This window comes from Bacillus sp. lyk4-R2A-2 (assembly GCF_030209735.1).
GTDB lineage: Bacteria > Bacillota > Bacilli > Bacillales > Bacillaceae > Bacillus > Bacillus pumilus.
Genome location: NZ_JARVRK010000006.1, coordinates 694,120 through 720,467 on the forward strand (window position 1 = coordinate 694,120; position 26,348 = coordinate 720,467).

Genomic DNA, 26,348 nt, shown 5'->3' on the forward strand with positions numbered 1-26,348 from the left:
CGAAAGGTTTTAAAAAATACGTCGTCAGCCTCGCTGTTTGTAATACGTCAACGCCAGCGCAAGCGCGAGTACAGAGCCTTTCACAATATCCATCGCGTAATAAGGGACAGACATCATCACAAGTCCATTTTGCAAAATACCGATGAGCACAGCCCCAATAAAAGTACCAAATGCATTTGGTTTTCCTGCTCCCATGACGGAAAAACCGATAAAAGCTGCCGCTACGCCATCCATTAAATATGGTGTGCCCGCATTTATTTCCGCTGTCATTACCCTTGATGCCAGCACAATACCGCCGATTGCTGCAAATAAAGCCGAAAGCAGATATGCCGTGATTTTATATTTATTCACATGAATACCGGACAATCGAGCTGCTTCCTTATTCCCTCCAATGATGTACATAAATCGTCCGTGCTTTGTGTAGGTCATGAAAACATGTGCAAATAGCACAATCACTGCCATTAAGAGAATGATATATGGCACCTGTCCGATTTTGCTGAAAAAGGCAGGGATTGTACCCGTTGAGAATGTACCATCAGGCAGCACCATGTTTTCAGAAATGGTCGCCCCTTTCGTATACGTCTGAGCCAGCCCTTGAATAATAAACATCATGGCTAATGTCATGAGCATATCTGGAATTTTCATTTTGACAATCATCAAGGCATTGAGTAAACCAACAATAAGGGCAGCCGCTAGCGCAGAGAGGATCGCAATCAGCGGGTTTTGCGAAAGCCACACAAACATAGAAATCACGATTGCATTCGATAACGTTGCGACTGATCCGACTGATAGATCAAAGCCGTTGACTGCCAAGGAGATGGTAAGGCCCACCGCAATAATGGTCACAATGGAGATAGACCGTAAAATATTGATGATATTCCCTGATTGCAAAAACGCTGGATTCGCTGCCGCAAATACCACAATCAATACAGCAATGGTTAAGATCGTGCCATATCGATAAAAGAAATCAAATAGATGAAAGGATGGCCGCTGTTTTTTCGTTTGCTGCACAGGGGCTGGAATTTGTTGTTCACTCATGATTGTCCTCCTGTTGAATGATATAAAAGCTCTTCCTCAGTCGTTGGGGCAGTCATTTCCCGGGCAATGCTGCCATCATACAGCACATAGACTCGGTCTGCGATCCCTGCAATCTCCGACAGCTCACTTGACGCATAAATCACAGATTTCCCGCGGGCGGCAAGCTCTGCAATCAGCGTGAAAATATCTTTTTTCGCTCCAACGTCAACACCTTTAGTTGGTTCATCAAAGAGATAGACATCCGCTTCAGCCAGCAGCCATTTTCCGATGGCAATCTTCTGTTGATTTCCACCGGATAGATGCTTCACCTTTGCTTCAAGAGATGGGGTTTTGACACCTAGTCGTTTGACGATTTCGTCTGCTTTCCGCTTTTCCTTCGAACGATGTAAAAAGCTGAACACGCTTGAGAATGAACGAAGACTTGCGGCCGTTAAGTTCCACCCCACGCTCTCTTCTGTCAGAATCCCTTCCTTTCTCCGTTCTTCTGGCACAAGGGCCATTCCAGCTCTCACCGCTTGATGAGGCGATGTGATGCGAACGGTTTGACCATGAAGCTTCACAGTCCCTGTCGTTTTTTCTGAGGCGCCGAAAAGGGCTTTACACAATTCCGTTTTTCCAGCACCGACAAGGCCCGCAATTCCGAGAATTTCACCCTTTTTCACATGAAGATGAATATTGCGTAATTTATGCTGGTCGTTTAGCTGCTTCACTTCAAGGGCAATAGGTGCATCCTTCAACGGTGTACGGAGCGGGAATTGCTCCTCTAATGGCGCACCTAGCATTTCTTCAATGATCTGCTGCGGATTTGTATTTTGAACAAGATGAGCTGCGACATCGGTTCCATTTCGCATCACTGTCAGTTCATCACAAATGGTGAAAATTTCAGGCATGCGATGAGAGATAAACACAATGCCCGTTCCATTCTGTTTCAGCCGGTCAATCATTGAAAATAATTTGTTTGTTTCTGTATGACTTAGCGGAGCTGTTGGTTCATCTAAAATTAAAATGCTACATTTGATTGAAACGGCTTTGGCGATGAGCACCATCTGTTTTTCCGCAAGGGTCAGATCACTCACAAGGCGTTTTGTGGAGATGTCGATGTCCAGTTCTTTTAATCGTTGAGCTGCCTTACGGTGCAGCTCTTTCCAGTCGACAAATGTTTTTTTCTCAATCTGATGCATCATCATATTCTCACCAACACTTAAGTAGGGAACGAGAGCTGTATCCACTTCTTGATGAACCGTCTGCACACCATATGAGGCCGCATCCTTTGGGGTTTGAATCGATGCCGCCTGACCATTGATTTGGATGCTTCCTTCATAGTGCGAATGAGCGCCAGAAAGAACTTTCATTAACGTGGACTTCCCAGCACCATTCGCTCCAATCAGTGCATGAACTGTCCCTTTTTTTAATGTGAAATTCACTTGATCTAACGCTTTTACTCCTGGGAATTCAATCGAAATATGTTTCATACAAACTAGCGGCGAAGTCATAGATGTCCTCCTTCTCATGATCATCATCTGAAAAACGAAACACCCTCTATAGAAGAGAGTGCACGGCGTTTATTTTGAATAATGCTTCTTCAAGGTCTTCATCCAATCTTCTTCAAAGGCAGTAGATGAACCGAACCCCTTCACTTCGTCTGCAAGATTGACCATATTGATGGCCTTTCCTGATTGTTGAAGCTGTTTTTGTGAGATGAGAGAGGCCTCAAGGTCATAGGAAGACGGGGTTTTCTCACCCGCTATTTTCTTCGCAAGAATTCTCACGTCAACTGCGCCAATGAGCTTCGGATCAACCGCTGCTGTGTACTTCCATGGACTGTCTTTTGCTGTCATTTCTTGAAGATCCGCATTTGACACATCAATCCCATAAATCTTCACTTCTGTTCTTCCTGCTTCCTTTAGCGCTCTTGCTGCGCCAATGGCAAAGGCATCCCACGTAGCAAAAATAGCGTCAAGTTTGCCCTTTGGATATTTATTCAGCATCGCTGCCACTGCATTTTGTGTTTGAACAGACGTATCAGAGGAGGCAATACCAAAGCGGTCAAGTTCCTTGATCCCTGCATGTTGTTTGAGCGTTTCTTGATAGACCTTGTTCCGTCTCACCATTGGCGGGAATCCATCTACCCAGAGGTACGCAATATTTGCTGTTCCTTTAAAGTCAGACACGAGTGCGTCTAGTGATTTTTTCGCTAATTGTTCGTCATCTTGAGACGTCACTGTGACTCCTTTGATGTCCTTCAGCTTAGGATTTGAATCGAACGCTACGACTGGAATACCCTTCGCTGTGATCTTTTTCACGTCAGCGACGGTCGCCTCGTCGTCCCCATGAGAGATGATAAAGCCATCATAATTTTCTTCCAGCGCCTGAGAGATCGCGTCATGGAACTTCGCTGTATCTCCATTTGCGGTGTAGACATCTACCGTAAAGCCAAGCGCTTCACCTTCTGCCTTCGTCCCAGCTAAAAACTGCGCTGTATGATCATCTCCTCCAATTTTACGAATGACTTTAATTTTTGCTCCCTGTCCCTTTGCAAATCGCTTCGGTACATTGTCAAAGGAGACCTTTTCGTTCGCATTTGTCTTTGAGCCTGCACTTGATCCAGTGCCGCAGCCTGTTAATAGGACGGTCAATACCGTTAAAAATATAAGACAAGATGTAAAATACTTACGATTCATTGCTGTTCCTCCTCAAGTTGTTTTTATTTTTCACATCGGAAAACTAGGTAAAAATGTGGGAAAACGCCAGTAAACTGTTCTTTCATTTGAAAAAGAGACGAAAAAAAGCCTCTCTTGGAAAGAGAGGCTTGATCACCGTTGCATGAAACATGTATCGGGATTCTTCCTCTCTTATCTGTCAAAGCTGTAACAGCTTTGCAGGAATTAGCACCAATTTCTATAGTAGAAACGGTTGCCGGGCGTCATAGGGCCAGTCCCTCTGCCTCTCTTGATAAGAGATCCGTTATGAAATTTTGTTTTCGTTGAAATGTCTTCTTTACTTTAATGTGATGTCACATCAATGTCAATGATTTTTTTGAAAATTTAAAACAATGAGTTTGCGATTCAGACTTGCTTAATTTCCGATGATTTTCTTAGCAGGTGATGACTTCTTCAGGCGAAAATCATATTTTTTCTCATTCATAAATTGTGGATTGAGATGTGCTGATCCTTTATCTTGACCGCTTTTAGAGAGATACGTTTTGTAGCCTTCCATCCATTTCCCGCGCCATACCCACTGTGATGCTTTTGCACCTTTGCGGTCGTCATATACGTTCTTCTGGAAGATATTCTTTTGATTTACTCCATAAAGATTCACGACTAAGTAATGCGAGGCACTCGCTGTCATGATATTGCTCGTGATTCGATTGTTCACAGCTTGATATTGCATCAACAATTGACCGCCTTCTAAGCCGGCTGTGTCATTTTTGTATAAAATATTATGTGAGATCGTCGTATTTGTTGTTCCGCCTCGCTTTTTATCATAGCCGCCAATTGAAATGCCTGTATAACGGTTCAAATACACTTGATTGTGTTCGATGCGAATGCGATCTGCCATTTTTCCTTTATGTTCACTTGTGACTTCAATCCCTAGGTCATTGTGATGTGTGATGTTATGATCAATCACAATGTCCTTCCCGCCATCCACATAAATTCCGCCAGCGGAGATGTCTTTGCCATAGGCTGGATTTCCTACACTCGTAATCTCATACACTTTGTTTCTAGATACGACACCATTTCTGACTTGATCGTACTTTTTAGAAGGTGCTACGTTCTCAAAACCAATTAAATCAATGCCTATATTATCAGTGTGGCGGACGGTGTTATGTGTCACACGGAACTTTTTGACGTTCCCATTGAGCACAAGCGCTTCACTGAAGCCAAGCTTTAATTTTTCAACAGTGTTTCCTTTGATTTCGATGTCTTCAATGGCTGCAGGAGCTTTTGTTCCATAGACCGCAATACCGTGCGCATTCCCATTTGTGTGTGTCGTCTGAATGTCATACACTCGGTTGTTGAGAAGTTTAACGCCTTTCCCGCTTCCTTTGATGAAAATACCGACTGGGGTCAGATCTTCCTTATTCGTCTTGAGATGTCCCACCGTCAGACCTTTGAGGGTAATGTAACTTTTTTCATCGATCGAGACAAGACCGCCATCTGCTTGATTTCCTTTGAGTGAAGCCCCGCTAATGACAGGTTTTTCTTTTCCGTAAGCTTGAAAGATAACAGGTGCTTTCTTTGTACCTGAATGGCGGACAATCAATTTCTCTTTGTATGTGCCGCCTCTCACGTAAATGATTGCACCAGCTCTCGCCATACTTGCCGCTTTTTTCAGCGTGCGAAAAGGTTTTTGCTTCGTTCCTGGGCTTTTGTCGTTCCCGTTTGTCGCCACGTAATAGGCAGTTCCCTGCTTGGCGCCAGCCTCCTCTGTCATCGCTTGACAGCCGAAGCTGATCACGGTCATGAATAAAATGAGTAAAATGCTTGGTATCGCTCGTTTCATCTTGTTGTTTGCTCCTTTCACTTCCCTTCTTTCTTTATCGGTTAAAAAAAAGAGGATTAAAATATGACAATGCCCCTTGCAATGTACTAGTCAAAAGGTGTATGGTTGAAAGAATATCTTACAGGTAATTTATCCGCTTTTAAATTGTCAGATTAATCAGTTAATAATGTATTTGGATTTTATTTCTTTATTAAAAAGGGGTGACATGAGGCAGACTGACGGCAGAGAGAAGGAAAGCGCTTTAACAGATTTTTCTTGTCTGAATTCCAGAAAACCTATTGCTAATATTTTGTGAAGGTATAGAATAGAATCATAATTATTTCATATTATTAGAATTTTCAAATAATCAAACAGCAAGGAGATTTACGATGCCAAAACAACCCATCCGCGTTGAACTTAGTTCAACAAAAAAACCAAAACCTCAATCTGATCAACTTGAATTCGGAAAAATCTTCACAGATCACATGTTTGTGATGGATTATTCCATTGATCAAGGCTGGTATGATCCAAGAATTATCCCTTATCAGGCCATTCCAATGGACCCAGCTTCGATGGTCTACCATTATGGGCAATCTGTTTTTGAAGGCTTGAAGGCTTATGTTTCTGAGGATCAGAAAATTCTCTTATTCCGTCCGGAAAAGAACATGGAACGCTTAAACAGATCCAATGACCGCCTGTGCATCCCACAAATTGATACAGAAACGGTTTTAGAGGGCTTAAATGAACTCATTCGCATTGATAAGGATTGGGTACCTGATGCAGAGGGCACTTCCTTGTATATCCGTCCATTCATTATTTCCACTGAGCCGTATTTAGGCGTTGCGCCGTCAAGCACATATAAGCTGCTCATTATCCTATCTCCAGTGGGGTCTTACTATAAAGAAGGCATCCATCCTGTCAAAATTGCCGTTGAAAACGAATTTGTCCGTGCCGTTAAAGGCGGAACAGGAAATGCCAAAACAGCTGGAAACTACGCCTCAAGCCTCAAGGCACAGCAAGTTGCTGAAACGAAAGGTTTTTCACAAGTTCTTTGGCTTGATGGGGTCGAGAAAAAGTACATTGAAGAAGTCGGGAGTATGAATATCTTCTTTAAAATCAATGGAGAAATCGTGACGCCTGAATTGAACGGCAGCATTTTAGAAGGAATCACACGTAACTCTGTACTTGAGCTATTAAAACACTGGGGAATTCCAGTGACAGAGCGTAAAATTTCGATTGATGAGTTAATTGAAGCACATCAATCAGGCGAGCTTGAAGAAATCTTTGGAACTGGAACAGCGGCCGTCATCTCTCCTGTCGGGGAATTAATTTATCACGATCAGCCATATGTGATTCAAGATGGTCAAACAGGTGAAGTATCGAAGAAATTGTATGAAGCCATTACGGGTATTCAAAAAGGAACACAACCAGATATCTTCGGCTGGACAGTAGAAGTCGATTCGGTCGTCAAACAAGCTTAAGCATGTAAAAGAACCTTTCAATCATGAAGGGTTCTTTTTTTGTTTATTTACCTCTCTGATATACCTTATAATGGTAATAACACATTGAGGAGTGATGGTATGTTTTTTACTTATCTACTAGCGTTCTTTGGTATTTGCATCGGATCGATCATCATCGCTACAGGCTTCGACGATTCACCGTTCCACACCCGGTTTCTATTTAAGTTTCTCGGAATTTCTATCCTTGCTCTTTCTATTACTTTTGTAAAGGTTAGACGAAAAAGGTTACGCAACAAGAAGGGGAAATAGACTTAGATGTCCAGTCAGCCTTCCCATCAAATCGTGCACCAAAACAAGACCGATACACCCACAATCGCCCCTATATATATCCACTGTTTCCCTTTGATGCTCCGCTTTCTTTCGATTAGTAGAAAGATCTCTGGTAAAAAAACGATGATGATTTCTAGGATAAAGACAAGATAATAAACAAACGGCATCGGCTGGAAATCAAAGTCTCTTTCATCTCCACCAATCGTTGCGAAATACATCAACAGGTTGGTTACTGGAATGGTAAAACAAACGAGCAGGCGAAGAACATAGATCCACACATACTGTCTATGACGAATAAGACCAATAAATGAAGCGATGATTCCATACAAAAACAAGACCACTGTGCCATAACTCAACAGAGGTTGAACGATAAAGCCGTAAAGCATTAAACCAATTGCAACCATACTCAAACCGTCCTTTCTTTGAAGCCATACATGCTGTTTTTTATATCATACACTTCTTTCTTGAATTTCCATATGGGGTCATGATAAAAAAACGACCCCATAAAGGGGCCATTTTGTTTTACGCTTTGACTGATTTGAAGAATTGCGGTAAATATTCACGATGTGCTTCGAGCATTTCATCTAAAATTTGCTTTGCAATTTCGTCAGAAGGGACAAGCGGATTGATCGTCATTGCCACAAGAGCCGTCTCGTAATCTCCTGTGACTGCCGCTTCTGCTGCCACACGCTCGAATGATTTGATTTGTTGAACGAGTCCTCTCACAGCTACAGGCAGATCACCCGTCGCGATTGGTTTTGGTCCGTCCTTCGTAATGATACAGTTCACTTCAACCGCTGATTCAGCCGGAATGCTTGCAATCGCCCCTCTGTTCACTGTATTGACTGGTTGGATGTCATGCTTATCATTATAGATGGAGCTGATTAAGTTACATGCCGCATCACTGTAATATGCCCCGCCTCTTTTTTCGAGCTGTGGTGGTTTAATCGATAAATCAGGATCTTTATAGAGCTCAAATAATTCGTGCTCGACCTGCTGGACTACCTCTGCTCTTGTTCCTTTTTCTTGGGCCGCTTTTTGCTCTTCTTCCAGCATATCTTTTGTTTTATAGTAATAGCGATGATACGGACATGGGATCACTCCTAATCCTTTTACAAAAGAAGGTTCCCAGTTTTTCGCTTCAATGTTCTTCATAGACCACTGACTATTCGGGTTTCCTAATTCATCGAGTACTTGATCCATAATGCTGACCCCGTCTAAATATACGTCTAATCCATAGACCATGTGATTGAGACCGGCAAACTGTACCTCGATCCGTTCAACTTCCACATCAAGCGCCTTGGCAATCCCCATTTTTATCCCAATTGGGACATTGCATAGTCCAACTACTTTTTTTAGATTTGTGTAGCGTAGCACAGCTTCTGTGACCATGCCCGCCGGATTTGTAAAGTTCACAAGCCATGCATCTGGACAAAGCTCTTCCATATCCTTCACGATATCTAGAATGACTGGGATGGTTCGAAGGCCTTTAAATAAGCCGCCTGGTCCGTTCGTTTCCTGACCGATGACGCCATATTTAAGTGGGATTCTCTCATCCTTAGCCCGTGCTTCCAGCAGTCCTACACGAAATTGTGTTGTCACGAAATCTGCGTCCTTCAGGGCTTCCCGGCGGTCAAGCGTCAGGTGTACCTCAATCGGCAGACCGGCTTTTTCGACCATGCGTTTCGCGAGAGCACCCACGATGTTTAACTTTTCCTGACCCGCTTCAATATCCACGAGCCATAATTCCTTTATAGGCAATTCATGATATCGTTTGATAAATCCTTCGACAAGCTCAGGCGTATAGCTTGATCCTCCGCCTATTGTGACAATTTTGATTCTATCTTTCATGAATTGACACCTCCGAGTTGCTTCATTTTTTCATGGAGCTCGATGATTTCCGCCGCAAGCTCCTTGACGGTCATTGCGTTCATGAGATGATCCTGTGCATGGATCATTAAGAGGCTAATATCGGTCTTTTCTCCTCTAATTTCTCCTTGGATCAGCTCTGTCTGTGCGTGATGCGCCTCATTTAACGCGTCTTGTGCTTCCTGCAATTTTTGCTTCGCCTCATCAAAATTCCCTTGCTTTGCACATGTAATGGCCTCCATCGCAGAGCTTCTGCCATTCCCGCCGTGTAAGATGAGTTGAAACACAATTTGTTCCATTTCCATCGGCCGCATCCCCCTTGTTTCCTCTATTACATGCTGACGACATTTTCATCAGTTGTTGCATTTGTTTCTAGTTCACTTTCTTCTTTTAATTTCTGCTTATCCCACATTCTAAAGAATGGGTAGTATAAAGCGAATGACAACGCTAGGTTAATCAGCTGCATGACAGCACCTGAGATTTTGCCTCCTGTGGCGAGATAGCCTGAAATGATAGGCGGCATCGTCCATGGGACCGCAATCCCCGCCGGTTTTGCGACAAGCCCTGTGCTCATTCCGATATATGTCGTGATGATCATCATGATAGGCGTAAGGATAAACGGAATCAGAAGCATTGGATTCATAACAATCGGCATTCCAAAGATGATCGGTTCGTTGATGTTAAAGATGGCTGGCCCAATGGCAAGTCGGCCAAGCTGTTTCATTTGTTTACTTCTGGCACGTAAGATCATCGTCAGCACCAAGGCAAGCGTTGCACCGCTACCGCCGACATTGATGAAGATTTCAAAGAACTGCGCTGTGAAGATATTTGGCAGCACTTCTCCTGCTTGGAATGCGAGACGGTTCTCATCCATCGCACCGAGCCAAATTGGGCCCATGACGCCGCCGACAATGGTTGCTCCGTGAATACCACATGCCCAGAGGAGCATTTGCACACCAATGGCGACAATACTTCCGCCTAAGCTTCCACCAAGAATGGAAAGCGGTGTGCCAATTAAGACCGTGATGATATTATGAATACTCTCAAATGGTGTCATCTCAATCAAAAGTCTAGCGACCCAGATCAGCGTGATGACCACAAAACCTGGAATAAGTGCGATAAACGATTTACTCACTGCTGGCGGTACACCATCAGGCATCCTAATGACGATATTCCGCTGGACGATGAATCGGTAAATTTCAGTTGAAAGCATGGCAATAATCATGGCAACGAATAACCCTTTACTGCCCATCAATGTAACTGGAATTCCCCCACCTACTAAGATGGCTTCTGTTGAGCCTTCAGGTGTGAAAGGAACTTGATATGGTGTTGCCAAAAGGAAAGCTGCAACAGCGATCGCACCAGATGATAGGGCATCCACTGCATACTTTTCAGCAAGCCTGTAGGCAATCCCGAAGGTTGCAACAAGTGCCATAATGTCAAAGGTCGCATTAACAGGATAGGATAGTTTCGTGGCCCATTCTGCTCCGAAGATACTTGCCATAAAATCGCTGTATCCTGGGATCGGAAGGTTGGCTAAAATGAGAAACAGTGAACCGACAATAATGAGAGGCATGGTTAAAACAATTCCGTCACGCAATGCTTGTAAATGTCTTTGAGCGGCAATCTTCCCTGCAAACGGCATGACCTTCTCTTCTAGAAATCGGTTGAATCCATTCATCCCTTCCGCCCCCTTTATCCGTTCACTAACTGTTCAGCAGATTTTAAAACCTCAGCCCCATTACATACGCCGTAATGCACGGTATTGATGACGTCGACTGGAATCCCTTTTTCTTCTCCGAGCTTTTTCATTTGTGGTAATAAATATCGAACCTGTGGTCCTAATAAAAGCACATCGGCTTGATCAATATGATTTTTTGCTGAATCTCCAGATACTGCCCAAATACGATAGTCTTTTCCTTGTTCTTGTGCGCTTTTCTCCATTTTTGTGACTAGTAAGCTTGTTGACATACCTGCTGCACAAACCAATAAGATGTTCATGTGTAAACGCCCCCTTTTGAAAGTGTGTAGCTTTTCTTTACACATTCATCATATTATGAAACCGCTTTCATAAACACCTATACTTTTTCCTTTAGGAAGCGGAAAAAGTTAAGATCACATTGTTAGCTCTTGTACGAAGGGGCCTTTTTATACATGATATCGAGCATGTCTTCAAATGTATCACAGGCGATGAGATGCTGAATGAATTTCACATTGTGCACAAGCTCGCCCAGCAGACGATACATCCCTTTTAAATCTTTGGCATTCTCTTTTTCGACACAAAGCAAGCAAACAAATTGAACTTTTTTCTCTCCCCATATGATCGGTTTTTCTAATGAACAGATCGCCCAAAATGTCTCTTCTGTCAGCGGCGTCATAGGGTGCGGAATGGCTGTATAATGCCCGAAGGATGTCGGTGCAGCCTCTTCTCTTTCCATCACAGAAGGTGTAAGTTCTGCTGGTGCTAATCCCATATCGATAACTTGTTTCGTGAGAAAAGTGATGACCTCTTCCTTTGTTTGAAAGGCGCGTTTTGTAAAGACCAATTCCTTTTTCATATATTGAGAGGCCAATGTCACCCTTGTTTCACTCGTCAGGGCTTCTTCAATTTTTAAAAAGTCGCCGCCTCCCAAAATGGTATTCACTTGTATGACTGGAATCGGTAAATCCATCTGAATCGGGACCGTTGTAATAATCAAATCCATGGCATGTAAAGAGACATGCGGAAGCGAATAAAGCTCTGCTGTTCCTAAAATGGTCAGCTTCGACCCAAATTGTGACCGCAGACGATCTTGAAGCAGTCTTGCACTTCCTGCACCAGACGCACAGACGATGAGACATCGCTTCGGTGGAATCTCCATCTTTCTCCGTTCTAAAGCCGCACCAAAATGAAGCGCCATATATCCGATTTCATTCTCATGAATACATAGACCCGTTTCTTCTTCAATCAACCGGCTGGCGATAATTCCTGCTTCAAAGGCAAGTGGATACCCCGCCTTTATTTCATCCAGCATCGGATTTCTTAAGTTCATCCCATATTTACACCGGGTCATGGCTGGCTTTAAGTGCAGACTCAGCCCAATCATTAATTCCGCATCACCGGCTAAATCAAGCTGCAGCTTTTGATCAATGGCTTGGAGCATCAGCTGGACAAGACGGCTCGTGTCATCATCCACAATTTGTTTTTGAGCGCTCGATGAAAAGGACTGCACCATTTTGGCTGTTCCTAATAAATGAATGGCGATATAGACGATCTCTTCTTGTGGAAAAGAGACGTCCAGCAGTCCTTCAAGGCATTCCACCATTTTTTTAGCCACCTCGTATTCCTTTGCCCGTGGAATCTCATTGATTTCCTCTGGCAAAACAGATACATAGTTTCCGTGTCTAATTCGTTTGCAGGCAATCGCGACATGAACGATTAAATTATTCATGCAAATGTCTGATAGATTCATTCGTTCTTCATTGATATAATCAATGATTGTTTTCTGAATCAATTCCAGTTCATGTTTTGGCAAAATGGTGACTGCCGTGTTCAGCATCGTTTGGCAGGATCGGCGTTCACTGAATAAATATTCTGACATACAATAACGAATTTTCATCTCCGATCCTTTGATCCGGCAGCCTTTATTCGGCTTCGCTTCCAGCTTCAGATCAAAGGGCTCAAGCTTGCGTTTGACCCATTTCATATCGTTACTCATCGTCGATTTACTAATAAACAGCAGCTGCTGTAAGTCTTCCAGTTTCACATAAGACTCTGCGAGAAGCAGCTTTTTTAAAATAAACCGGACTCGCTCCTCCGGAAGGACCGCCAGCGGCTCTTCCTGTTCGACCTCCTCTTTCATAAAACGGCGAAAGGCATTCTCATCGTTGATCAACAGCTCATAACCAGCTCCTCGAACAGCTGTTACAGACGCTTGATAAGGAGCAAGACAGTCGTTCAGTTCCTTGATGTCTGTACGAATGGTGCGGCTTGTCACTTGTAAACTGACAGAAAGCGCAGCGCTTGTGAGCGGGGTCTCCGCTGCCATGAGCTGACTTAAGATGTGCGCCAGTCTTTTACTCAGCATCAGATCGGCCTCCTTATGTAAGGGTGGAGAATCTGCCTTGTCTGGACAAGGTGTATACGCTTGCAGTTCTCTTCATTACTCATATTCTACTGAAAAGAAATAAAAATTGCCATCTCATTTATATGACAAACGCCCCTATTTATACAACAAACCCTATCCAATGACCTATGAATCTTTTGGTAGGACCGCTGGGGAAACCATGAAAAAAAGGCGATACACCTCCGTATCATCGCCTTTTATGAAGAAATCAGCTGCGTAAAGATAACCAATCTTTTTTCATGAGTCCCTGCTGCATGATCAAATGTCCCTGTACACGTGATTAAATTGAGATTCCGTGTAAAAGCATACCCGAAAAACGCATTTGGTTTTTCTTCACGCGGATAGCTTTGCACTTTGACGACTTCAAAGGTTCGCTTTTTACCTGATATGGATGTCACGATTACCTTGTTTCCCTTTTTCAGCTCCTTCAATCGATAAAAAACAGAAGGTCCCCACTTATGATCAACATGACCATTCATAACGGCATTTCCTTTATCTCCTGGCTTCGGACCATCCTTAAACCAAGCTGTGTTGTCCGTATTTTTTGGAACGCCCATACTGCCATCCTTTGATAAAGTGGTTTTCTCTACTTTTGCTTTGACATCAATCGCCGGAATCGCAATTTCAGCCGGGACAATACCGGACGGTTCGTCTTTTAACATGGCTTTTGAATGAGACTGTTTTGTGGCTTGGTTTGTTGTCATTTTTTCAGGAGATGAGGTTGTTTTAGCGGATGACGAATCATCCATCGATTTTGATGCACAGCCCGTGATGACAAGAAGCATCAGAAGACCAAACAGCCACCTTTTCAAGTCAGTCTGCCTCCTTTGAAAGAAAGGAACGGCACGATTGTGCACGTTCCCCCCCCCCTTTTGTTTTGATATAAGCTTAATTTGATGTCTTACGACGAATTAGGAAGAACGCACCCATTGCACCGCCTGCTAGGATCAAGCTTGCGATTAATCCCGCAAATGCTTCATATGACATACCTAAAGGACCGGCTGTGCCTCCCATACCTGTTTTCGGCATTTCGTTAGGCATGTTAGATTTGAACAGTTCAGGATGCTGATCAACAATCGCTGCTGCGACATCTTGACCGACCATGAACATATGACCGTATGCTTCTCTCACTGTTGGATAAAGCTGATCATATTCGCCATTATGGTAAGACGTATATGTTTTGATCAGCTCATCAATATGCATTTTTAAGCCAGCTTCTAAATCCGCCGCCTTTAAACGGCCATCTGTCGCTTGATCTAGAAATTTCGCTTGCTTCATCCGATATGCATCCAAGTTTTTCACAGCTTTTTCTTTCGCTTCTTTGTCTCCTGACGCATCCGCTTTGACATAATCAACTAAGTAACCAATATGGCTTGACCAAATGGATTTGAATTGTTTTCCTGCATCCTTACCATAAACAGATGCAATCGCATTAGATAAATCATTTGTATTCTCGTTCAAAGCTGCTGCTGCTTGATCAAAGTCCTTGCTACCATCATTTCCTTTTTGCATGGCAACGACCGCAAGTGCCAAATGCTCTGAGAACAAGTAGTTTAAATCTTCACGAAGATCTGCGGCTGGTGTATCGACAGATTTATGATCAAATTTCCCAGGAAATTGATCTGTGATCGCCCACGATACGCCTTTGCCTACTTCAAACATATGATGAATGGATTTTCTAACAGTCTCATAGGTCGTATCAAAATCCTTTTCTGTGTAGCTGTCAAACGCTTTTAATAATTCGTTCACATGCATCTTCAAGCCTTCTTCAAGCTCACTTGCTTTCAATCTCCCGCCTGTTGCTTGATCGAGCATGTCGGCTTGTTTGACTCGATATTGATCAAGCTGCTTGACAGCTTTCTTTTTACCTGCCTCATCTTTCTTTGCGGTTGCTTGTACATAATCCACAAAGTAGCCGATATGGCTTGACCAAATGTCTTTGAATTGTTTCCCTGCTTTTTTTCCGTACACAGAAGCGATGGCTTCCGATAAGTCATTTGTGTTGTCATTTAGCGCTGCCGCTGCTTGTTTAAAATCTTTGCTGCCGTCAATTCCCTTTTGCATTGTGATGACTGCTAAGTAGGCATGCTCCGAAAATAACTGGTCTAGTGCTGCTCGAAGATCGGTTGCTTTGTTTGACACCTCTTGTGACGAAGATGTCTTCTTTGCCTCTCCATGCATATGTCCTTCGTGTGCACTTGCGCTATGGGCTGCCGGAAATAGTAATGCTGCGCTAAGCGGAATGGTTAAAATCGCTTTTTTCATGTTCATCTGTTTTTCCTCCTCTTTCCGTTTGTTATGTACTTAACGGAAAGAAGCATGAAATGGATCATTCAAATCTATCATCTTTTTTGTTTAGCGCACAATCGGTCATGCTTGCATAAAAAAAGCCGGATTATCCGGCTGATACGTTACGACGTTTAGATGCTTTCCGCTCTTTATATATTTTTCTCACCACTGGATAAATCACAGGTGCCCATTTAAAAATTTGTTTCAGCCATTTTTTCATTTCTCCCGCGCCTCCTTATTGTCATTCTTACAAGGAAGATTCCCCATCTTGTCATGAAATAAACAGGTGCGGGAGAGCAGGAGTTAAATCACGCCTTGTGCGATCATCGCATCTGCCACTTTGCGAAATCCTGCAATATTTGCTCCTACTATTAAGTTTCCAGAGTGTCCATATTCGTCCGCTGTCTCTGTACACTGACGATAAATCGTCTGCATCATTTGTTTCAGCTGATCATCTACTTCCTCAAATGTCCAAGACATTCTTGCACTATTTTGCGCCATTTCCAGCGCTGAGACACCTACCCCGCCTGCATTCGCCGCTTTTGCCGGCGCGAATAGAATATCATTCTGTTCAAAAACTTTGACTGCCTTTAGAGTAGAAGGCATATTCGCTCCTTCTCCTACCGCAATGACACCATTTTCCACGAGCTGCTGTGCCTGCATCTCAGATATTTCATTTTGCGTTGCACATGGAAGCGCAATGTCACAAGGAACAGACCAAATTTGTTCGCAATCTTCAATCAATTCAGCATGCGGGTGAATGTCTATGTATGCCCCAATCCGTTGATTGCTTATTTCCTTCAGTTGCTTCACTGTTTCAAGTGAAATGCCTTGTGGATCATAAATCGCTCCGCTTGAATCACTGCACGCAACGACCTTACCACCTAGCTCTATGACCTTTTCCATCGCATAAATAGACACGTTCCCTGAGCCGGACACGACAACTGAACGTCCTTCAAATTGAAGTCCATGTGCTTTTAACATTTCTTCCATAAAGTACACCAATCCATAGCCTGTCGCTTCTTTTCTCGCTAAGCTGCCTCCAAATCCAGGGCTTTTCCCTGTGAGCACACCTGCTTCATAAGCACCACGCATTTTCTTGTACTGCCCAAACATATAACCAATTTCGCGTGCCCCTACGCCAATATCACCTGCTGGCACATCTTGATCAGGTCCAATATATCGGCTGAGCTCACTCATAAAGCTTTGAACGAAACGCATGATTTCTCCATCCGATTTCCCTTTAGGATCAAAATCTGATCCACCTTTTCCTCCACCGATCGGCATACCAGTCAGTGCGTTTTTAAAGATTTGTTCAAATCCTAAAAACTTAATAATGCTTGCATTGACAGATGGGTGGAAACGAATGCCTCCTTTATAAGGACCGATGGCACTGTTGAATTGAACCCTAAATCCCCGATTAACTTGTACTTTCCCCTCATCATCTACCCATGGTACGCGAAATACCACAAGCCGTTCAGGCTCGATGAGTCGTTCTAAAATGCCTTGTTTTTCATACTCTGGATGCTTTGCAAAAACGGGAACGAGTGATTCGAGAATTTCTCTTACGGCTTGCTGAAATTCCTCCTCACCAGGATTTCGTTTTTCCACCTCTTCTAACACACGGTCGATGTAGCTTTGTGCTGTTTGTGCTGCTCGATCTAAGGTCAACATGTCTCATCTGCCTCCTTTGTATATCTTCACACATTTATCCTGTTAGATTTTCTAACGCATATTGAGATTAATTTAACACCATTTGTAAAAACTGATCAATACTGATAACAGATGAAAATGATGCCGATTTGAGATGGATCAAGCAGCCGCCGCAATCGTTTTTAGAAAGTATCCCTTACAGAATGACTATTGAGCTAGAAATCATGATTTAGACGTTATATATCCCGCACTCTTTGACAATTAGATGAACCATGAATGATTTCTAGTTGATCTTCAACAAGAAAAAAGGCCTAAAGTTTTATAGACCTCTGCTCAATCTTTTCGGATCTCCTTCTCTTTTTTTCGATCAGGGTACACGACACAAAACCAATATAAAATAGAAGACGATGGGAAGTTAATTAAACCGACAATGCCCCAAAACCACTTATAACGTCCTCTTTTTTTGGCATCCATAAATAAAAGAAGGCCCTGCGCAAATAGTAACGGCAATGCGCACAATAAGATGATCATCTCCGACTGACTCATAAGGAAGACCCTCCTTTAATGTGTTGATATTCCTTGATGCCGACAACAACGCAGAGCGGCACACTCACTACTTGAAGAAGAATGAAGATGATAGGCAAATGGGTGATGGCAGCGACAAATAGTGTGAGAATGGTCAGACTGATGAGAACGTACGCCAGTACTTCTTGTTTAAAACGCCTTTTCTCTTGTTCCTTCGCCTGCTTCAGCATCATCATGACAGCCTGTTCACTTGGCTCTTTCACTTCGATTTGATCATCTAGCTGCTGTAACTCTTCCTTTAAACGTTCGGTGAACTGATCTTCCTTCATTGAGACCACTCCTTTCGAATTTTCTTTAATCCATGATGAACCCTCGACTTCACAGTACCTTCTCTCATCCCGAGCATTGAAGCAATCTCTGGATAAGTAAAGCCATAATAATAGTGCAAAATAATCGGCGCTCTCTCCTGAGCCTTCAATTCGTTAAGAGCATCCCACATCTCATGCCATGTATGTCCCTTTTGCTGAATCTCCCATTTAAAACGGCGTATCGTCTCTTGATTCGCCTTTCCTTCCCTCAATTGTTCACGTTTTCTTTTCTTCTGGTGATCCAAAAATTGTCTAGATGCAATGGATATGAGCCATGTTGAAAATAAGGAATCTCCTCTAAAAGATGAGAGTTTCATGTACGCTTTCAGCATCGTTTCTTGCATGATTTCTTCTGCAAGCTCTTGTTGAAGGGTGAGCTTCATTATATAACGGTAAAGAAAGGAATAATGATGGCGATAAAGAGCTGTAAATGCAGCATCATCCCCCTGTTTTGCCCGCTGAATCAATAATGTCTCTTCTGTCTGCTCCAAACACACCCCTCCTTCCTTTTTCTTCTCTTATTCATGAGACGACACGTATGACGATATCGTTCAAAATAGATTTTATTTTTTTAGCTTGTCTGCTTTTCTCCCTGTTGATCCAGCAATTGAAGCGTTAAATATCCAGTTTTTTCTTATGTAATGATTATGACATTCTTTCGGCTCTAACAAAATGATGCGTTCTGATTTTCTGTCAAGCGGAGATGCTCTCCCCCATAATCACTAGGTCATCCCAATACCTATCGTCAATGATCCTTGTCTCATTTAGACGAAAATAAAATAATCATGGCCTTAGTTTTCTAGAAAATCATGGAATACACAGCGCCAATTCTTAGCCGATGATACCTTTTTGCATGCTATGCTCTTCCTACATTCCGAAAAAGGCGATACTGGCGAAGAAAGGAGGAGCAGTTGAATTGCAGCTTATTTTTGGAAACGTTTACATTAAAACAAAAATGAATGGAGATGTTGACTTTGAAGAAAAAAGTTCCAATGTTAGCTGGTGTGTTAGCGGTTGGTCTCGTGACTTCATTATTTGCACCTAATGGGGAGGCAAAGGCGGCAGTAAAGTATCCCGAAAGCCCTTCTATTATGGCCAATTTTAATCAACAAGGATTCTCCACATTAAATGGCGGTACAACAGGCGGTGAAGGCGGTAAAACCGTCACAGTCAAAACTGGAAATGAACTATTGGCTGCCCTCAAAAGTAAAGGAACAAACGAAAAATTAAAAATTGTTGTCGACGGGACGATTACCCCTTCTAATACATCTGCCAATAAAATCGATGTGAAAGATACAAACAATGTCTCAATCGTCGGCAAAGGCACAAAAGGTGAATTTAATGGAATTGGCATTAAAGTATGGCGTGCCAATAACATCATCATCCGCAACCTGAAAATCCATCACAGCAAAATCGGTGACAAGGATGCCATCGGAATCGAAGGCGCTTCTAAAAACGTATGGGTCGATCATAATGAACTGTACAATACATTAAACTCTGGTAAAGATGATTATGATGGATTATTCGATGTGAAAAATGACTCCGATTATATTACCTTCTCATGGAACTATGTTCATGACAGCTGGAAAACGATGCTCATGGGCAGCTCTGATAACGACAACTACAACCGAAAAATCACATTCCACAACAACCGTTTCGAAAACCTGAATTCTCGTGTACCATCTATGCGCTTTGGGGAAGGACATGTCTATAACAACTATTACAAAGGCATCCTGACAACTGCAATTAACTCTCGTATGGGCGCAAAAATGAGAATTGAGCACAACGTATTTGAAAATACAAAAAATGCGATCGGCAGCTGGGACAGCCGTCAAGTCGGTACATGGCATGTCATCAACAACTCATTTATTAACAGCACAGGCAGTCTGCCAACGTCTTCTACAGGTACGTACAACCCTCCTTATAACTACTCCTTGCTTAACGTGAACAATGTCAAATCAGAAGTTGTATCAAATGCTGGTGTTGGAAAGGTAAATCCTTAAAACCACAAAACGTTCGGGCAGAAATCTCTGTCCGAACGCTCTTGTCATTTCATCTATTTATATTGTAGAAAACGGACGATCCATCTCATACAATTTTTGATAGCGCGGGTTTTCTTTCAGTAAATCCTGATGCTCCCCCTGCATCTCAATTTGTCCATCTTCAATAAACATAATGCGGTCACATGCCTCACAGCCAGTGAGATGATGGGTAATCCAAATGACCGTTTTTCCTTTTAACACATGGAAAATGGTTTCAAGCAGCTCACGCTCTGTGCGTGGGTCAAGTCCGACGGTGGGCTCATCTAATACAACAATCGGGGTGTTTTGCAGCAAAATCCGGGCTAACGCCATCCGTTGTCTTTCTCCACCTGAGAAACGAATTCCTGTCTCCTGCACACCGGTGTGATAGCCCTCTGGCAAAGATTCGATGGTATCGTGCAGCTGCACTTGTCTCGCTGCTTCTTTTACTTGCTCCTCTGTCGCATTAGGAGAGCCTAAGCGAATATTGTTTAAAACAGAGGTATCGAATAAATACGGCTGTTGATTGAGTACTGACACATAGGTGGACACGTTCTCTCGAATGCTTTCGACCGGTTTCCCCTGGATACTGACAGCTCCTTGATTTGGCACGACAGCTCCTTCTAACAATTTCAAAATAGTCGATTTTCCTGCACCACTTTTTCCCAAGAGAGCAAGCGATTCTCCTTGCTTCAATGAAAATGACAGATGCTTTAGCACGTGTTGGTGCAAATCATACCCAAAGGACACTCGATCAAAAGAAACAGCGTCATTTTGAGAAACAGCTGACTGATCCGCTGTCTTGCGCTCTGATTCTCCTTCATACGAAAGCTTTTCATAATGATGTAATCTGCTGACAGCATGCTGATAGACTGGAATATCACCTGCTGCATCTGAGAGTGGAAGAAAGGCTTCTGTTAACGGAAAAAGCACAAGCACGAAGGCTGCAATCAGGGTGTGTGACATCGAGCCTGACTGCACAACTGAACCGCTCCAATACACGACAAGCACGACAGCTCCTCCAATGATAAGCTGTGCAAAAAACTGGCGCAGACGGATAAATCGGTGCTTAGCTGCTTCAAGCGCTAACAGCTGCGCTTCTTTCTGTTCATATTCACCAACAAAATCTTTCTGCCTACCGCTAAACAACCAGTCACTCACGCCCATGACGGCATCTGTTAAATGGCTGTACAGTTCATTTCTGCCTTTTTTCATTTGAATTTGTCTCGCCCGGTTCACTAGCACTGTGACGTATGGGAAAACAAATACGAGAAGTGCCATATAAAGCAGCATCAAGCCAGCAAAAGGCCATGAGAATAGGCCAAGTGCCCCAATCGATGCGGCATATAAAAGCAGCGCACCGATAGATGGAAAGATGGTTTTTAAATAGGCATCCTGCAGTCTCTCAACATCATCTGACAAGAGCCCCAGCATTTCACCTGTACCCAGCTTTGTCTGTTTCGCACTTCGTTCAGCCATGTCATATAGGCGGACACGCATTTTTTCAATCATGGTCAAAATGAGCTGGTGGCTCGCCAATCTTTCTGCATAGCGGGCAGCTGAGCGTGATATACCAAAGGTACGGACAGCTACAATTGGGACGTAGACCATAAGTATATTCTCAGGTCTTGTGGCAGCTTTTGAAATGAGAAATCCTGACATATACATCAGCATAGAAGCAGAGAATACTGCAATTGCCCCTAGAAATAAAACCAGCGCAAACAGCTTTTGATTCTCCTTGATATAAGGTATAAACCAGCCTTTACTTACCATGTGTGACCGCCCCCATTTGCTCCTGTACCAATTGATAATACACGCCTTTTCTTTGCATCAATGATTCATGTGTACCCATTTCCGCAATCGTTCCTTGATCCATGACAATGATCTCATCCATGTCTGGCATCCAATGAAGCCTATGTGTCGCTAAGAACACAAGTTTATCTTCAAACAGCGGAAGCATTGTTTTCTTCAATTCATACTCTGTCTCAATATCGAGATGTGCCGTTGGTTCATCTAACAGCATAATGGACCGCTTGCCCAGCACCGTTCGCGCAAGCGCAATTCTTTGTGCCTGTCCGCCGCTTAGCCCTCTTCCCTGTTCTCCAATGACCTCATCAAGACCATTTGGCAGCTGCGCCACGAGCTGAGATAAGCCAGCTTCACTGGTAGCTCTTTCCACATCTTCATCTGTTGCATGCGGTTCATAAAAACGAATGTTTTCTCTTAATGTCATGTGAAATAAATAAGGGTGCTGCGGCATATAGACGACTTCCTTTTGCCATTCCTTCATCTGTAAATGAACAAGCGGCTGGCCGTTTAGTGTGATTTGACCTGAGGTCGGTTCAACAAAGCCGCCGAGCACATCGGTTAATGTCGATTTCCCTGAACCACTGGCACCAATGATTCCGATTTTCTTCTTCCCTTTCACAGTGAGATCTACATCCTGAATCGAATAAGGGGCATGTTCGTCATGCTGGACACTCACATCTTGCAGGGTGAGCGCAGACTGTTCATTCCACTCGTTCAACTGCACTGATTGTGTTTCCTGCGCGCGGAAGCCCTTTTCTTCTAAAATGACCTGCATCGCCTCATTCGCTTCTTTTCCATTTAGCGTGGCATGATAATCATTGCCCACTTCACGTACTGGCAAAAAATATTCCGGTGCCAGCATGAGCGCCGTCAAAGCCGGCAATAACAGAAGCTCTCCTTCAATTAATCGCAAGCCGAGAAAGACAGCGACGGTTGCAATCGACAGCATGGAAAAGAAATCAAGCGCAAATGATGAAAGAAATGCGACCTTCAGCGTGCTCATGGTCGCCTTTCGATATCGCTTTGACACTTCCCCGATATTGCGGGAATGTTTTTTGCTAATGCCTAAATAACGAAGCGTTTCAAGGCCGCGGAGAGAATCAGTAAAATGATTGGATAATTTCTCATACGATCTCCATTGTTTGGCCGCTTTACGCTGAGCGACAAGACCTAGCAAAATCATAAAGATAATTAAAATCGGCAGCGTCACGATTAAAATGACGGCAGATGTTTCGTCTAATGTCCAAACATAGATGAGGACCATTGCCGGTATCACAGCCATGTTCACCATCTTCGGTAAAAATAGCTGTAAATACTGACGATATTGAGCAATTCCCTCCATCGCTAATGTGACAAGCTTTCCTGTACCCTTTTTCTTTGTAAAAGCTGGACCTAAACGAAAGAGTTGGTCTAACAGCTGTTTTCTGACGTCTGCTCCAATTCGGGAAGAGTAGGTAAACATGACCTTCTCCCGAATCAAGGTGAGACCGTGCCGCACCAGAAAGGCAGCAAGAAACAGCAGGACATAAGGCGTTGCCTGCGAAAGGCTTTTCCCGTCAAACAGCGTAGTAATGGCATGTGCCAGCCACTGTGCTTGGAAAATAATACTTGCTCCTTGGATGAGTGACACAATACCTAAGAGGGCAAGAAGCCCTCTCATTCCTTTTAATTGAAGCAAACGTTTATCCATTAGTAGGTCATTGGCTCCTTACCGCTTACACGTTTACGGAAGACGTAATAGCTCCAAATTTGATACCCAAGCACAAAGGGCAGCAAAGAAATGGCAACAATCGTCATCACCGTCAGTGAATAAGATCCAGATGCAGCGTTTTGAATGGTCAGATCAAACGTATGGTTGATTGAGCTAATCATAACGCGCGGGAACAGTGCAGTGAACAGCATCGTCACTGTCACCATGATTCCCGCACCTGTGAATAGGAATGTCCAGCCATCACGTTCTTTTTTCATAAAGAATAGCGCCGCTACGTAACAAACCACAATGAGGACAGTTAACGGAATGGTGATGATCGGGCGTACCGTATAAATGTCTGTTTCCATGATAGATACACCAACAAATAGGACAAGAACTGGCAGCGCAATCAGCAGGACACGCTTGCCAAGCTTTCTCGCACGATCTCTTAAATCACCCTCTGTACGAAGTGTGACGAAAATCAATCCGTGCAGAAGGCAAAGAACCGTCACAGCTAACCCGCCAATCACTGAATAAAGATTCACAAAATCCGTAAAACCAGCGTACATGTTCATGTCTTGATCAATTGGCATCCCGCGTAAAATACTTGTGAATAGCACACCGAGTAAAAACGGCGGCAGAAGACTGCCAAAGAAGATGACCCAGTCCCATGCTTTGATCCAAGAGGCTTTCTCAACCTTCCCTCGGAATTCAAAGGCGACGCCGCGCCCGATGAGTGCTAAGAGGAGAACCGCAAACGGTATGTAGTATCCACTGAACATCGTGGCATACCAGTTAGGGAAAGCAGCGAAAATAGCGCCCCCAGCTGTAATCAGCCAGACCTCATTCGCATCCCAGAAAGGGCCAATCGTGTTAATTAAAATGCGGCGTTCGTGCGCATCCTTTCCAAGCAGCTGCATGGACATCCCAACACCAAAATCAAATCCTTCTAAGAAGAAAAATCCAACAAACAATACTGCGACAAGAATAAACCAAATCTCGTTAAGATATGCCATGATATGCGCCTCCATCAAATGGATCTGTAGACAGGTCCGTTTCATCCTTTTGATCTGTATCCTCTTCCGAATGTGCACCTTTTTTAATTTCTCGAATGAATAGGTAGGCAAGCAAGATGGCAAGAATCAGATACATCGTCGTAAAGCTAATGACTGAGAATAACAGCATGCCATACGATACGTTTGGCGAAATCGATTGAGCCGTCGTCATCATACCAAAGACCGTCCACGGCTGACGCCCAATTTCAGTCATGATCCAGCCAGCTGAGTTCGCAATAAATGGGAATGCAATCATCCCTACCATGAAGCGTAAAAACCATTTGTTCGTTTCGAGTTTCTTTCTAAAGCTCAAGTACAAGCCAATCATACTGGCAAAAATCATCAGCATGCCGGCACCAACCATGATTCTAAAGCTCCAGAAGGTTGTTTTTACTGGCGGAATGTAGTCTCCAGGACCAAACTTTGCTTCATATTCTTTTTGAAGGGTCAGCATGCCTGGCACATCTCCACTAAACTTCGAATAAGCCAAGTAACTTAAAGCAAACGGAATATTGATCTCCGCAGAGTTTTCTTTTTTATCTGTATCAATATTGGCAAATAGTGTCCAAGCCGCTGGATCTCCACTATCCTTCCAAAGGGCTTCACTTGCTGCCATCTTCATTGGCTGTGATTCCATTAAGTGCTTCGCTTGATCATGTCCAGAGAATGCCACACCTAAACCAGAAATTAAAGCGAGAACCATGGCAATCTGGAATGATTTTTTGAAAAAGGCGATTTCTTGTTTTTTGATCATTTTATAGGCACTAACTCCTGCAATAAAGAATGCACCTGTAGCCAGCGCACCAAACAGAACGTGCGGGAATTCAACCCAAAGCTGCGGGTTCGTTACAAGAGCGCCAAAGTCATTCATTTCTGCACGGCCATTTTTAATGACAAATCCAACTGGCTCTTGCATAAATGAGTTGGCGAGTAAAATCCAAAACGCCGAAAAGATCGTACCAAGGGAAACAAGCCAAATACACAATAAATGAATCTTCTTCGGCAAACGATCCCAGCCGAATATCCAAAGTCCAATAAATGTAGATTCAAGGAAAAAGGCGAGCAGTGCTTCAATGGCAAGCGGTGCACCAAATACATCACCGACAAACCTTGAATAATCTGACCAGTTCATCCCAAACTGGAATTCCTGGAGAATCCCTGTCACCACACCTACTGCAAAATTGAGTAAGAATAGATGACCCCAAAACTTCGCCATCTTTTTATAAATCTCTTTTTTCTTGACGACATAAAGGGTCTGCATCAATGCAACGATAAACACCAAACCTATTGACATAGGAACAAAAATAAAATGAAATAATGTCGTTGAAGCAAATTGAAATCTTGCTAAAAACAGCTCACTCACAGCCTTACATCCTCCCTTACTTTCACATGCCGAATGATTCGAAATGTCTATGCTCACCATTTCACAAAATGTTCACTATTTGTTCAATGGTTCACAAACAATAGCCTGTTTGAAATGGTTTACTCGGTGAAATTTTACTCTTGCTTTTCATTCGGTTAGTTATTTATACCTGTACTTTACACCCATACGCTTCAAAAATAAAGTAAATTTTACCTAAAAATTGGGAGGTATTGTGTCAGTTGTTTGAATACTTTGTCAAAGATATGTGACAGAAAGTAAAAAAACGTAAA

General features: G+C 43.2%; 23 protein-coding genes and 1 riboswitch. Of the genes, 2 read left to right on the forward strand and 21 right to left on the reverse strand.

Annotated features, from left to right (window positions below; genetic code table 11):
* Positions 1–24: 24 nt before the first annotated feature.
* From QRN39_RS14450 to QRN39_RS14465, 4 genes are all read right to left on the reverse strand, one after another.
* The gene (locus QRN39_RS14450; RefSeq protein ID WP_284907488.1) at positions 25–1,038 is read right to left on the reverse strand and encodes an ABC transporter permease; all 1,014 of its coding nucleotides are present in this window, start codon (positions 1,036–1,038) and stop codon (positions 25–27) included.
* Positions 1,035–2,531: a sugar ABC transporter ATP-binding protein gene (locus tag QRN39_RS14455; RefSeq protein ID WP_106035732.1), complete on the reverse strand. Its 1,497-nt coding sequence runs from the start codon at positions 2,529–2,531 to the stop codon at positions 1,035–1,037. Before QRN39_RS14455 ends, QRN39_RS14450 begins: the two co-directional genes overlap by 4 nt.
* Positions 2,532–2,600: 69 nt before the next feature.
* Positions 2,601–3,719 carry a sugar ABC transporter substrate-binding protein gene (locus tag QRN39_RS14460; protein ID WP_284907489.1) on the reverse strand — a complete coding sequence of 373 codons (1,119 nt, stop codon included), beginning with the start codon at positions 3,717–3,719 and terminating at the stop codon, positions 2,601–2,603.
* 168 nt (positions 3,720–3,887) lie between these two features.
* Positions 3,888–3,997, reverse strand: a riboswitch (SAM riboswitch).
* Positions 3,998–4,113: 116 nt separating this feature from the next.
* The gene (locus QRN39_RS14465) at positions 4,114–5,541 is read right to left on the reverse strand and encodes a DUF1565 domain-containing protein (protein ID WP_284907490.1); all 1,428 of its coding nucleotides are present in this window, start codon (positions 5,539–5,541) and stop codon (positions 4,114–4,116) included.
* A gap of 368 nt (positions 5,542–5,909) precedes the next feature.
* Here QRN39_RS14465 and QRN39_RS14470 point away from each other — a divergent pair, with 368 nt between their 5' ends.
* Complete coding sequence (locus tag QRN39_RS14470) at positions 5,910–7,001, forward strand: branched-chain amino acid aminotransferase (RefSeq protein ID WP_003215056.1); 1,092 nt, start codon at positions 5,910–5,912, stop codon at positions 6,999–7,001.
* A gap of 314 nt (positions 7,002–7,315) precedes the next feature.
* Here the strand turns inward: QRN39_RS14470 and QRN39_RS14475 are convergent, their stop codons facing one another.
* The 13 genes from QRN39_RS14475 to sigY all read right to left on the reverse strand — a co-directional run bounded on the left by QRN39_RS14475 (position 7,316) and on the right by sigY (position 18,611).
* On the reverse strand, positions 7,316–7,714 hold the full coding sequence (locus tag QRN39_RS14475; RefSeq protein WP_212045700.1) for a hypothetical protein: 399 nt from the start codon (positions 7,712–7,714) through the stop codon (positions 7,316–7,318).
* Between the two features lie 118 nt (positions 7,715–7,832).
* The gene (locus tag QRN39_RS14480; protein ID WP_284907492.1) at positions 7,833–9,161 is read right to left on the reverse strand and encodes a 6-phospho-beta-glucosidase; all 1,329 of its coding nucleotides are present in this window, start codon (positions 9,159–9,161) and stop codon (positions 7,833–7,835) included.
* On the reverse strand, positions 9,158–9,484 hold the full coding sequence (locus QRN39_RS14485; protein WP_003215078.1) for a PTS lactose/cellobiose transporter subunit IIA: 327 nt from the start codon (positions 9,482–9,484) through the stop codon (positions 9,158–9,160). Before QRN39_RS14485 ends, QRN39_RS14480 begins: the two co-directional genes overlap by 4 nt.
* Before the next feature lie 26 nt (positions 9,485–9,510).
* Positions 9,511–10,860 (reverse strand): PTS cellobiose transporter subunit IIC, encoded by a 1,350-nt coding sequence (gene celB / locus QRN39_RS14490; RefSeq protein WP_003214998.1) that lies wholly within the window; start codon positions 10,858–10,860, stop codon positions 9,511–9,513.
* A 14-nt stretch (positions 10,861–10,874) separates the two neighbouring features.
* Positions 10,875–11,180 carry a PTS sugar transporter subunit IIB gene (locus tag QRN39_RS14495; RefSeq protein ID WP_003214824.1) on the reverse strand — a complete coding sequence of 102 codons (306 nt, stop codon included), beginning with the start codon at positions 11,178–11,180 and terminating at the stop codon, positions 10,875–10,877.
* 122 nt (positions 11,181–11,302) lie between these two features.
* Positions 11,303–13,246 (reverse strand): BglG family transcription antiterminator, encoded by a 1,944-nt coding sequence (locus tag QRN39_RS14500; RefSeq protein ID WP_284907494.1) that lies wholly within the window; start codon positions 13,244–13,246, stop codon positions 11,303–11,305.
* Positions 13,247–13,482: 236 nt separating this feature from the next.
* A complete protein-coding gene (locus QRN39_RS14505; RefSeq protein ID WP_284907495.1) occupies positions 13,483–14,097 on the reverse strand; it encodes a class F sortase in 615 nt (204 codons plus the stop codon).
* A 76-nt stretch (positions 14,098–14,173) separates the two neighbouring features.
* A complete protein-coding gene (locus QRN39_RS14510) occupies positions 14,174–15,556 on the reverse strand; it encodes a copper amine oxidase (protein WP_284907496.1) in 1,383 nt (460 codons plus the stop codon).
* Between the two features lie 124 nt (positions 15,557–15,680).
* Positions 15,681–15,794, reverse strand: a complete 114-nt coding sequence (locus QRN39_RS14515) for a hypothetical protein (protein WP_003214702.1) — start codon at positions 15,792–15,794, stop codon at positions 15,681–15,683.
* Positions 15,795–15,877: 83 nt separating this feature from the next.
* Positions 15,878–17,248, reverse strand: coding sequence for an NADP-specific glutamate dehydrogenase (gene gdhA / locus QRN39_RS14520; RefSeq protein ID WP_284907497.1), 1,371 nt, complete (start codon positions 17,246–17,248; stop codon positions 15,878–15,880).
* A 312-nt stretch (positions 17,249–17,560) separates the two neighbouring features.
* Positions 17,561–17,773 (reverse strand): transcriptional regulator, encoded by a 213-nt coding sequence (locus QRN39_RS14525; protein ID WP_268459130.1) that lies wholly within the window; start codon positions 17,771–17,773, stop codon positions 17,561–17,563.
* Positions 17,770–18,081: a YxlC family protein gene (locus QRN39_RS14530; protein ID WP_050944537.1), complete on the reverse strand. Its 312-nt coding sequence runs from the start codon at positions 18,079–18,081 to the stop codon at positions 17,770–17,772. The genes QRN39_RS14525 and QRN39_RS14530 overlap by 4 nt, the downstream gene beginning before the upstream one ends.
* On the reverse strand, positions 18,078–18,611 hold the full coding sequence (gene sigY / locus QRN39_RS14535; RefSeq protein WP_003214662.1) for an RNA polymerase sigma factor SigY: 534 nt from the start codon (positions 18,609–18,611) through the stop codon (positions 18,078–18,080). Before sigY ends, QRN39_RS14530 begins: the two co-directional genes overlap by 4 nt.
* 474 nt (positions 18,612–19,085) lie before the next feature.
* On the opposite strand from sigY, the gene QRN39_RS14540 reads away from it, so the two are divergent.
* Complete coding sequence (locus tag QRN39_RS14540) at positions 19,086–20,123, forward strand: pectate lyase family protein (RefSeq protein WP_226804433.1); 1,038 nt, start codon at positions 19,086–19,088, stop codon at positions 20,121–20,123.
* Positions 20,124–20,180: 57 nt separating this feature from the next.
* Here the strand turns inward: QRN39_RS14540 and cydC are convergent, their stop codons facing one another.
* Genes cydC through QRN39_RS14560 form a run of 4 tightly spaced genes read right to left on the reverse strand, consistent with a single transcriptional unit; the run spans position 20,181 to position 26,058 of the window.
* The gene (gene cydC / locus QRN39_RS14545; protein WP_284907498.1) at positions 20,181–21,914 is read right to left on the reverse strand and encodes a thiol reductant ABC exporter subunit CydC; all 1,734 of its coding nucleotides are present in this window, start codon (positions 21,912–21,914) and stop codon (positions 20,181–20,183) included.
* Complete coding sequence (gene cydD / locus QRN39_RS14550) at positions 21,904–23,640, reverse strand: thiol reductant ABC exporter subunit CydD (RefSeq protein WP_284907499.1); 1,737 nt, start codon at positions 23,638–23,640, stop codon at positions 21,904–21,906. Before cydD ends, cydC begins: the two co-directional genes overlap by 11 nt.
* Positions 23,640–24,656, reverse strand: a complete 1,017-nt coding sequence (cydB, locus tag QRN39_RS14555; RefSeq protein ID WP_044140290.1) for a cytochrome d ubiquinol oxidase subunit II — start codon at positions 24,654–24,656, stop codon at positions 23,640–23,642. Before cydB ends, cydD begins: the two co-directional genes overlap by 1 nt.
* A complete protein-coding gene (locus QRN39_RS14560) occupies positions 24,643–26,058 on the reverse strand; it encodes a cytochrome ubiquinol oxidase subunit I (RefSeq protein ID WP_003214979.1) in 1,416 nt (471 codons plus the stop codon). Before QRN39_RS14560 ends, cydB begins: the two co-directional genes overlap by 14 nt.
* Positions 26,059–26,348: the final 290 nt, after the last annotated feature.

Coding starts and splice junctions, on each gene's coding strand:
- QRN39_RS14450 (WP_284907488.1), bottom strand. CDS start 1,038: ATGAGTGAACAACAAATTCCAGCCCCTGTGCAGCAAACGAAAAAACAG.
- QRN39_RS14455 (WP_106035732.1), bottom strand. CDS start 2,531: ATGACTTCGCCGCTAGTTTGTATGAAACATATTTCGATTGAATTCCCA.
- QRN39_RS14460 (WP_284907489.1), bottom strand. CDS start 3,719: ATGAATCGTAAGTATTTTACATCTTGTCTTATATTTTTAACGGTATTG.
- QRN39_RS14465 (WP_284907490.1), bottom strand. CDS start 5,541: ATGAAACGAGCGATACCAAGCATTTTACTCATTTTATTCATGACCGTG.
- QRN39_RS14470 (WP_003215056.1), top strand. CDS start 5,910: ATGCCAAAACAACCCATCCGCGTTGAACTTAGTTCAACAAAAAAACCA.
- QRN39_RS14475 (WP_212045700.1), bottom strand. CDS start 7,714: ATGGTTGCAATTGGTTTAATGCTTTACGGCTTTATCGTTCAACCTCTG.
- QRN39_RS14480 (WP_284907492.1), bottom strand. CDS start 9,161: ATGAAAGATAGAATCAAAATTGTCACAATAGGCGGAGGATCAAGCTAT.
- QRN39_RS14485 (WP_003215078.1), bottom strand. CDS start 9,484: ATGGAAATGGAACAAATTGTGTTTCAACTCATCTTACACGGCGGGAAT.
- celB (WP_003214998.1), bottom strand. CDS start 10,860: ATGAATGGATTCAACCGATTTCTAGAAGAGAAGGTCATGCCGTTTGCA.
- QRN39_RS14495 (WP_003214824.1), bottom strand. CDS start 11,180: ATGAACATCTTATTGGTTTGTGCAGCAGGTATGTCAACAAGCTTACTA.
- QRN39_RS14500 (WP_284907494.1), bottom strand. CDS start 13,246: ATGCTGAGTAAAAGACTGGCGCACATCTTAAGTCAGCTCATGGCAGCG.
- QRN39_RS14510 (WP_284907496.1), bottom strand. CDS start 15,556: ATGAACATGAAAAAAGCGATTTTAACCATTCCGCTTAGCGCAGCATTA.
- QRN39_RS14515 (WP_003214702.1), bottom strand. CDS start 15,794: ATGAAAAAATGGCTGAAACAAATTTTTAAATGGGCACCTGTGATTTAT.
- gdhA (WP_284907497.1), bottom strand. CDS start 17,248: ATGTTGACCTTAGATCGAGCAGCACAAACAGCACAAAGCTACATCGAC.
- QRN39_RS14525 (WP_268459130.1), bottom strand. CDS start 17,773: ATGAGTCAGTCGGAGATGATCATCTTATTGTGCGCATTGCCGTTACTA.
- QRN39_RS14530 (WP_050944537.1), bottom strand. CDS start 18,081: ATGAAGGAAGATCAGTTCACCGAACGTTTAAAGGAAGAGTTACAGCAG.
- QRN39_RS14540 (WP_226804433.1), top strand. CDS start 19,086: ATGTTGACTTTGAAGAAAAAAGTTCCAATGTTAGCTGGTGTGTTAGCG.
- cydC (WP_284907498.1), bottom strand. CDS start 21,914: ATGGTAAGTAAAGGCTGGTTTATACCTTATATCAAGGAGAATCAAAAG.
- cydD (WP_284907499.1), bottom strand. CDS start 23,640: ATGGATAAACGTTTGCTTCAATTAAAAGGAATGAGAGGGCTTCTTGCC.
- cydB (WP_044140290.1), bottom strand. CDS start 24,656: ATGGCATATCTTAACGAGATTTGGTTTATTCTTGTCGCAGTATTGTTT.